Origin of the sequence: Microbacterium sp., from assembly GCF_031988965.1 — a bacterium.
In the GTDB taxonomy this organism is placed as follows: Bacteria; Actinomycetota; Actinomycetes; order Actinomycetales; family Microbacteriaceae; genus Microbacterium.
The window spans coordinates 1-6,577 of the sequence record NZ_DALZXX010000128.1; the positions used below are offsets into that span (position 1 = coordinate 1).

Genomic DNA, 6,577 nt, shown 5'->3' on the forward strand with positions numbered 1-6,577 from the left:
CGAGAAGGCGACCGCGCCGAAGGTCAGCGACGTCGACGACGCGCTGGTGCGCCTGCGCAGCGTGCTCATCGACTACCGCCGGGCGCTCACCGCCCCCGTCGCAGGCACCGGATCCTCGGTGCTCGACGCCACGCGCCACCTCACCCGGCTCGCGTCGCTCCCGACTCCGCCGTCGACCTCCGCCCGACTGTCGATCGACACCCTGCGCCGTCTGGCGAACGACCGCTCGGCGGCGGCCGAGACGCTCTCGCATGCGGCTCGACTGGGGGAGTTCCGGTTCGGCCCCGACGACTCGCCCTGGTACGGCGTCACCTTCACGACCACCGAGGCCGCCCGCTCGGCGCATCAGCTCGCCGGCCGTCTGCATGCCGACAGCGTGCCGGCGCTGCTCGAGCGCGGCTATGCGCTGATCGCGCAGACGCACATGCGGCCGTTCGCCACGATCGACGAGCTCGGCGAGTACCTGCGGTTGCTCCAGGGCATCCGCGATTCGCTCGACCGCTTCAGCCCCACCGTGTTCGAGCGTCCCCTGGGCGAGCTCATCCAGGCTCACGGGTCGCGCCGGGACTCGCCGGGCATGTCGAGCGCCAACCGCCGCCGACTGCGCCGGCTGGCCAAGGAGTATGTGCGACCCGGCGTGCACGTCACCGAGATGCACGACTCGCTCCTGCGCATCCAGACGCAGCGCACCCAGTGGCAGCGCTGCGTCGACGCGGGTGTCGCACCGGAGATCCCGCTGGGTCTCGCCGACGTCTACACCGCGTGGCAGCGGGTCGTGGCAGAGCTGTCCGAGCTCGACGCGGCGCTCGGTCGCCGCGAACCGCTCTCGTCTCTTCCCGTCGCACGACTCGTGCGCATCCTCGCCGGGCTCGCCGCGAAGTCCGATGTCTTCGACAACCTCGTCGAGCGCGCCGAACTGCGTGACCGGCTCGCCGATCTCGGACTCGAGCCCCTGCTCACCGAGCTGTCGGTGCGCCACGTCTCCGAGGCGCAGGTCGGCGAGGAGCTCGAGTTCGCCTGGTGGCAGTCTCTGCTCGAGCGCGCTCTGCAGGACGATCGGGCGCTGCTCGGTGCGAACACCGCGGTCGTCGACCGGCTTGAACGCGACTTCCGCCTCGTCGACGAGGCCCATGCGGCGATGGCCGGGCCTCTGCTCGCATGGCAGCTGGCGAACCAGTGGAAGATCGCGATCGTCGACGAGCCCCAGGAATCGCAGCACCTGCGCAAGGCTCTCACGCAGAAGACCACGACGACCGCTGAGATCGTGAGCGCGGCTCCGACCCTCGTCGGCGTGCTGGCGCCGGTATGGATCTCGTCGCCGTATCTCGTGCCCGAGATCCCCGACTCGGTGGAGTTCGACACCGTGCTGCTGGTGGATTCTGCCGCGATCAACCTGGCCGAGGCGACGCCGGCGATCCGCCGTGCCCGCCAGATCGTGGCGTTCGGCGATCCGGTCACGCAGCGGCCGACGGCCTTCGATCTCGCCGTGGGCACCGACCCCGAGTGGGAGCCCGAGGTGCCGTTCGACGAGGTGTCGGTGTTCGAGCGGCTCTCCGAGCTGCTGCCGGTGATGACGCTCACGCGCAGCTACCGTGCGGGCGGCGAGGATCTCGCCGAGCTGATCAACGACGCCTTCTACGGCGGAGAGATCGTCTCGCTCCCGTGGGCGGGCTCGTATCTCGGCCGGGGCAGCCTGACCGTCGACTACGTCGAGGGAGGCACCGGTGCTCCCGATCCGATCTCCGGAGCGGTCGAGAGTCCGGATGCCGAGGTGGCCCGTGTCGTGACGCTCGTCGTCGAGCACGCGGTGCACCGGCCGAGCGAGTCCCTCATGGTGGTCACCGCCAGTCGTCGTCATGCCGAGCGCGTGCGCGCGGCCGTGACCTCGGCCTTCGCAGGGCGGTCGGACGTGGCCGACTTCGTCGGCCGCGACACCGCAGAGCCGCTCGCGGTGCTGACCCTCGAGGAATCGGTCGCCGAGAGCCGGGATCGCGTGATCTTCTCGCTCGGCTACGGGCTCACGAAGCACGGTCGCGTGCTCAGCGACTTCGGTGACCTCTCCTCCTCCGACGGAGAGCGCCTGCTCACCGTCGGCATGACCCGCGCGCGCCGCTCGATGGTCATGGTCTCGTCGATCAGGCCCTCGTCGTTCGACGACGGACGGCTCGAGTTCGGTGCCGCCACGCTGATGTCGATCCTCGGCGGTCTGGCCGCTCGCGGTCGCGAGGCGCGGCTCGAAGACCTGGCCGACCCGCTGACGCTGGCCCTGGCCCGCGAACTGCGTCGCCTCGGCGCAGCGGTCGACGTCGACTACCGCGGACTCCTGCCGCTCGTCGCCCAGCACGCGGGCAAGGCGGTCGTGATCGAGTCGGACCCCGAGTCCCGGGGAGATTCGCTGCGCGAGACGCTGCGTCTACGGCCGAACGTGCTCCGCCGTCTGGGCTGGCACTACGTGCGGGTGCACGCGTTCGACCTGTACAGCGACCCCGCGACCGTCGCCTCGCGCATCGCGGAAGTGCTCGGCATCTCGCCATCCACGGTGCGGGCCGACAACGATACCGAGCCGCTCGACCTCAGCGATCCTCAGGATGACTGACGACACCGAACCTTCGGCGCCGCGCCAGGAAGTGGTGCGGGTGGCGGGTTCTCGCCGCGCGCGCCTGACGCCGGTTCAGGGCACCGACCCCTCGCCCGAGCATGCCGCCGGTAAGAAGCCTGCGGCATCGGGTCCGCGCGGGGCGAAAGGTCCCAACGACGACCGGCTCATGCAGGACGTGCCGCCGCACTACTGATGGGCGACGGCCGCTCGAATCGGCCGGAAAACGCAGAACCGCCCGAGTCCCCCAGAATCCCCGGGGGGATTCGATGCGGATCTCGAGCGGTCGACCGGATCTCAGCGGATGCCGGATGCCGGCGTGACGACTCCGTGTCAGTCGCGCGGCGTCTGCTGCCTGGCGAGCAGGTCGCGGATCTCGATGAGCAGCTCGGTCTCGGTGGCTGCGGCCGGCTCTTCGGCGGGTTCTTCGGCCGCGGTGCCCTTGCGTGCTTCGACGTGCGCCTTGAAGGTGTTCATCGGCAGGACGAAGACGAAGTAGACCACGGCGGCCACGGCGAGGAAGCTGATGATCGCCGAGATGAGGTCGCCGAGGGGGAACGTCACCTCGTTGCCGTAGATGTTCGTGACGGTGGGGCCGAAGTTGCCGGCAGCATCCGCCTCGAAGAAGAGGGAGACGAGCGGGTTGATGAGGCTGTTCACGACTGCGGTGACGATGGCCGTGAACGCGGTACCGATGACGACCGCGACAGCCAGGTCGATGACATTGCCGCGGAGGAGGAATTCCTTGAAACCTTTGAACATGTGATTCTCCGTGTTGTTCGGTGCGTCAGGAAGAAGCGGAGGTCGCAGCGGGCGCGGGCTTCGCGCTCGTCGTCGACTCTGACTTCGATGATGCCGGGGTCGAGGACGAACCCGCGGAGCCTGCCCGCGAGTCGGTGCGATAGAAACCGGAGCCGTTGAAGGTGACGCCGATCGAGCCGTACTGCTTGCGCAGCTCGCCGCCGCACTCGGGGCAGACGGTCAACGCGTCGTCGGCGAAACTCTGCACGGCGTCGAAGGCGTGGCCGCAGGCGCGGCAGGCGTAGGCATAGGTGGGCATTGCGATCCTCGTGGGGTCAGCGCCGGGTCGGCGACAGGAGAAGGGTCTGCGTGGGGGTCACGACGCCGGTCACCGGCTGATCGTGCACTTCCCTCGGCAGGAGGTCGAGTACCTCGGAATCATAGATGACCGCATACACCGGCGGGCACTTCTCCATCGATCCGATGGTCTTGTCGAAGTAGCCGCGGCCCCAGCCCATGCGCATTCCGCCGCGATCGACGGCGGCAGCAGGGATGATCATGAGGTCGACGTCGTTCACGGCGATCGGTCCGAGCAGCTCGCCGGTCGGCTCGGGAAGGCCGAAGAGGCCCTCGGCGATCTCGTCGTCGGTCGCGACGGCCCAGTCGAGCAGCCCGTCCGGGCGGGTGACCGGAAGCAGCACGCGGATGCCGCGGCGCACCGCCGCGCGCACGAAGTCCCGCGTGCCCGGCTCCGTGGTCGTCGACAGGAAGCACGAGATCGATCGCGCGCCGAGGGAGTGGACGAGTTCGTCGAGTCGAACGGTGAGAGCGCTGTCGAGGGCGTCGCGCTGCGATTCGCTCAGCAGCTGCCGTCTCTCGCGGAGTTCGGCGCGCAGTGCGCGCTTCTCGTGCTCGACGTCGTTCGCCATGCCTCCGAGTCTACGGCGGCTCCACGGGTAGGCTGTCGGAATGGGTCATCAGAAGATCAAAGCCGTCATTCCTGCCGCAGGACTGGGAACGCGGTTCCTGCCTGCGACGAAGGCGATGCCGAAAGAGATGCTGCCTGTCGTCGACAAGCCGGCCATCCAGTACGTCGTCGAAGAGGCGGCGGATGCCGGCATCGATGACATCCTCGTCATCATCGGGCGCAACAAGAACGCCATCTCGAACCACTTCGACTCGGTGCCCGAACTCGAGGTCAAGCTCACCGAGAAGGGCGACATGGGTCGCCTCGAGCACGTCATGAAGTCGAGCGACCTCGCCGACATCCACTTCGTCCGTCAGGGAGAGCCCAAGGGGCTCGGACACGCGGTGCTGCGTGCCCGCACCCACGTGGGCGACAGCTCCTTCGCCGTGCTTCTCGGTGACGACCTCATCGATGCGCGCGACCCGCTGCTCACCGAGATGATCGCCGAGCACGAGCGCACGGGCGCGGCCGTGATCGCGCTCATGGAGGTCGACCCCGCCAGCATCCACATGTACGGCGCCGCAGCTGTCGAGGCGATCGACGGCTCGGATGCCGTCACGGTCACCGGCCTCGTCGAGAAGCCCCCGGTCGAAGACGCTCCGTCGAACCTCGCCGTGATCGGCCGCTATGTGCTTCCCGCCTCGATCTTCGAGGTGCTCGAGCACACCGAGCCGGGCAAGGGCGGCGAGATCCAGCTGACCGACGCGCTGCAGGTCCTCGCGACCGACCCCGAGGGTCCCGGCGTCGTGGGCGTGGTGTTCCGCGGGCGCCGCTACGACACGGGTGACCGTGTCGACTACATCAAGGCGATCGTGCAGCTGGCCTCGGACCGCGACGACCTCGGTCCTGAGCTGCGTCCGTGGCTCAAGGAGTTCGCAGAACGCCTCTAGGCGTCTCGGCTGCGGGAGCGCGCAGGATGGAACTGGCGACGGGGATGCGGCACGGACCGATCGAGCTTCGTCTCGTGCGCCCGCGCGACGCGAGGGCGCTGCAGCACGAGCTGCTGTCGAACAGGTCATGGCTGCAACCGTGGGAGGCGACCGTCCCGTATGGAGCGGTGTCCTTCGACATGCGCCTCAGCATCCGACGACTGCTGCAGCAGTATCGCGACGGTGCGGGATATCCGTTCGTCATGGAGTACGAGGGCGAGATCGCCGGGCAGCTCAATGTGTGGGGGGTCGCGCGCGGCTCGCTGTGCTCGGCGACGATCGGCTACTGGGTGAGCGAGCGGTTCGCGGGCAAGGGGATCACCCCGACCGCGGTCGCGCTCGCCACGGACGCCTGCTTCACCGAATATGCGCTGCACCGCATGGAGATCTGCATCCGCCCGGAGAACGCGGCGAGCCTGCGCATCGTGCAGAAGCTCGGCTTCCGCTACGAAGGGCTGAGGCGCCGCTACATCCACATCGACGGCGACTGGCGCGACCACTATGCATTCGCGCTGACGCGTGAGGATGTGCCGCAGGGTGTGCTGGCTCGATGGGTGAGCGGCCAGGTGCCCCCGGATGCAGCGACCATCCCCCCTGCGGATCGCATGATCATCTGATCGCCGTCGCGCGCAGAACTCATCGCGACACGCGCTCGCGCAGAGCATCGTCGTCGCCGCTGTTCCCGTACCGTGGGGAGCATGGACGGGCCGGTGCTGAGCGGGGGAGTGATCGTGCTCGTCGCTGTGCTCCTGTGGATGCTCTATCTGCTGCCCTCGTGGCGCGGACGCTTTCAGTACGACGCCGCCGAACGCAACGCCGTGCGCCTCAATCAGGCGCTCCGGGTGCTCGCCGAGACGAGCGAGACGCCCGATGAGGTGCGCCTCGAACTGAATGCGCGCACGGCGCTCGCGCAGCAGAAGCTCGCGAAGCGCGTGCAGTCGGAGCGGGAGTCCGCCGAGCTCGAGAAGCTCCGTCAGGAACTCGCCGCGACACGGGCCGATCCGGTGATCCGCCAGGCCCGTGCGCGCCGACGCGTGCGGGTGGCGGCGACCTCGCTTCTGCTGGTCGGCCTCGCCGTCGCCGGGCTCGGTGTGTGGCAGCTGATCGCCGCGCAGACGCAACTTCTGATCTGGCTCGGTGGCGCGCTCGCGCTCGGTGCGACCGTGGTGCTGCAGCGCATGGCTTCGGTCGCCTCGCGCGCCGCGCGACGACCCGCTCAGGTCGTCGCGGCACCTGCTCCGCGTGTGGCGCCTGCGCTGCACGATCAGGGTCCCGCGACCTGGACTCCTCGTCCGCTTCCCGAGCCGTTGGTGTCGGTCGCCGGTTCACGGGCGCAGGCCGCCC

The 6,577-nt window shown here is 69.1% G+C and carries 8 protein-coding genes; 5 read left to right on the forward strand and 3 right to left on the reverse strand.

What is annotated here, in order from left to right; genetic code table 11:
• A partial coding sequence (locus RTM68_RS15225) for an AAA family ATPase (protein WP_312172490.1) occupies positions 1–2,596 on the forward strand: 2,596 nt, incomplete at its 5' end.
• Positions 2,589–2,792 carry a hypothetical protein gene (locus tag RTM68_RS15230; protein ID WP_312172492.1) on the forward strand — a complete coding sequence of 68 codons (204 nt, stop codon included), beginning with the start codon at positions 2,589–2,591 and terminating at the stop codon, positions 2,790–2,792. The genes RTM68_RS15225 and RTM68_RS15230, both read left to right, overlap by 8 nt.
• A 137-nt stretch (positions 2,793–2,929) precedes the next feature.
• Here RTM68_RS15230 and mscL read toward each other — a convergent pair whose 3' ends face one another.
• The 3 genes from mscL to RTM68_RS15245 are packed head-to-tail and all read right to left on the reverse strand — an operon-like array spanning position 2,930 to position 4,266.
• Positions 2,930–3,358, reverse strand: a complete 429-nt coding sequence (gene mscL, locus RTM68_RS15235; protein WP_194763674.1) for a large conductance mechanosensitive channel protein MscL — start codon at positions 3,356–3,358, stop codon at positions 2,930–2,932.
• A 25-nt stretch (positions 3,359–3,383) separates the two neighbouring features.
• Positions 3,384–3,656, reverse strand: coding sequence for an FmdB family zinc ribbon protein (locus RTM68_RS15240; RefSeq protein WP_194763673.1), 273 nt, complete (start codon positions 3,654–3,656; stop codon positions 3,384–3,386).
• A 16-nt stretch (positions 3,657–3,672) separates the two neighbouring features.
• Positions 3,673–4,266, reverse strand: coding sequence for a 5-formyltetrahydrofolate cyclo-ligase (locus RTM68_RS15245; protein ID WP_312172495.1), 594 nt, complete (start codon positions 4,264–4,266; stop codon positions 3,673–3,675).
• A gap of 40 nt (positions 4,267–4,306) precedes the next feature.
• Between RTM68_RS15245 and galU the strand changes: the two genes are divergently transcribed.
• From galU to RTM68_RS15260, 3 genes are all read left to right on the forward strand, one after another.
• Positions 4,307–5,194 (forward strand): UTP--glucose-1-phosphate uridylyltransferase GalU, encoded by an 888-nt coding sequence (gene galU / locus RTM68_RS15250; protein ID WP_312172496.1) that lies wholly within the window; start codon positions 4,307–4,309, stop codon positions 5,192–5,194.
• 44 nt (positions 5,195–5,238) lie between these two features.
• A complete protein-coding gene (locus RTM68_RS15255; RefSeq protein ID WP_396654239.1) occupies positions 5,239–5,850 on the forward strand; it encodes a GNAT family N-acetyltransferase in 612 nt (203 codons plus the stop codon).
• An 81-nt stretch (positions 5,851–5,931) separates the two neighbouring features.
• On the forward strand, positions 5,932–6,577 hold a 646-nt coding region (locus RTM68_RS15260), incomplete at its 3' end, for a hypothetical protein (RefSeq protein ID WP_312172500.1).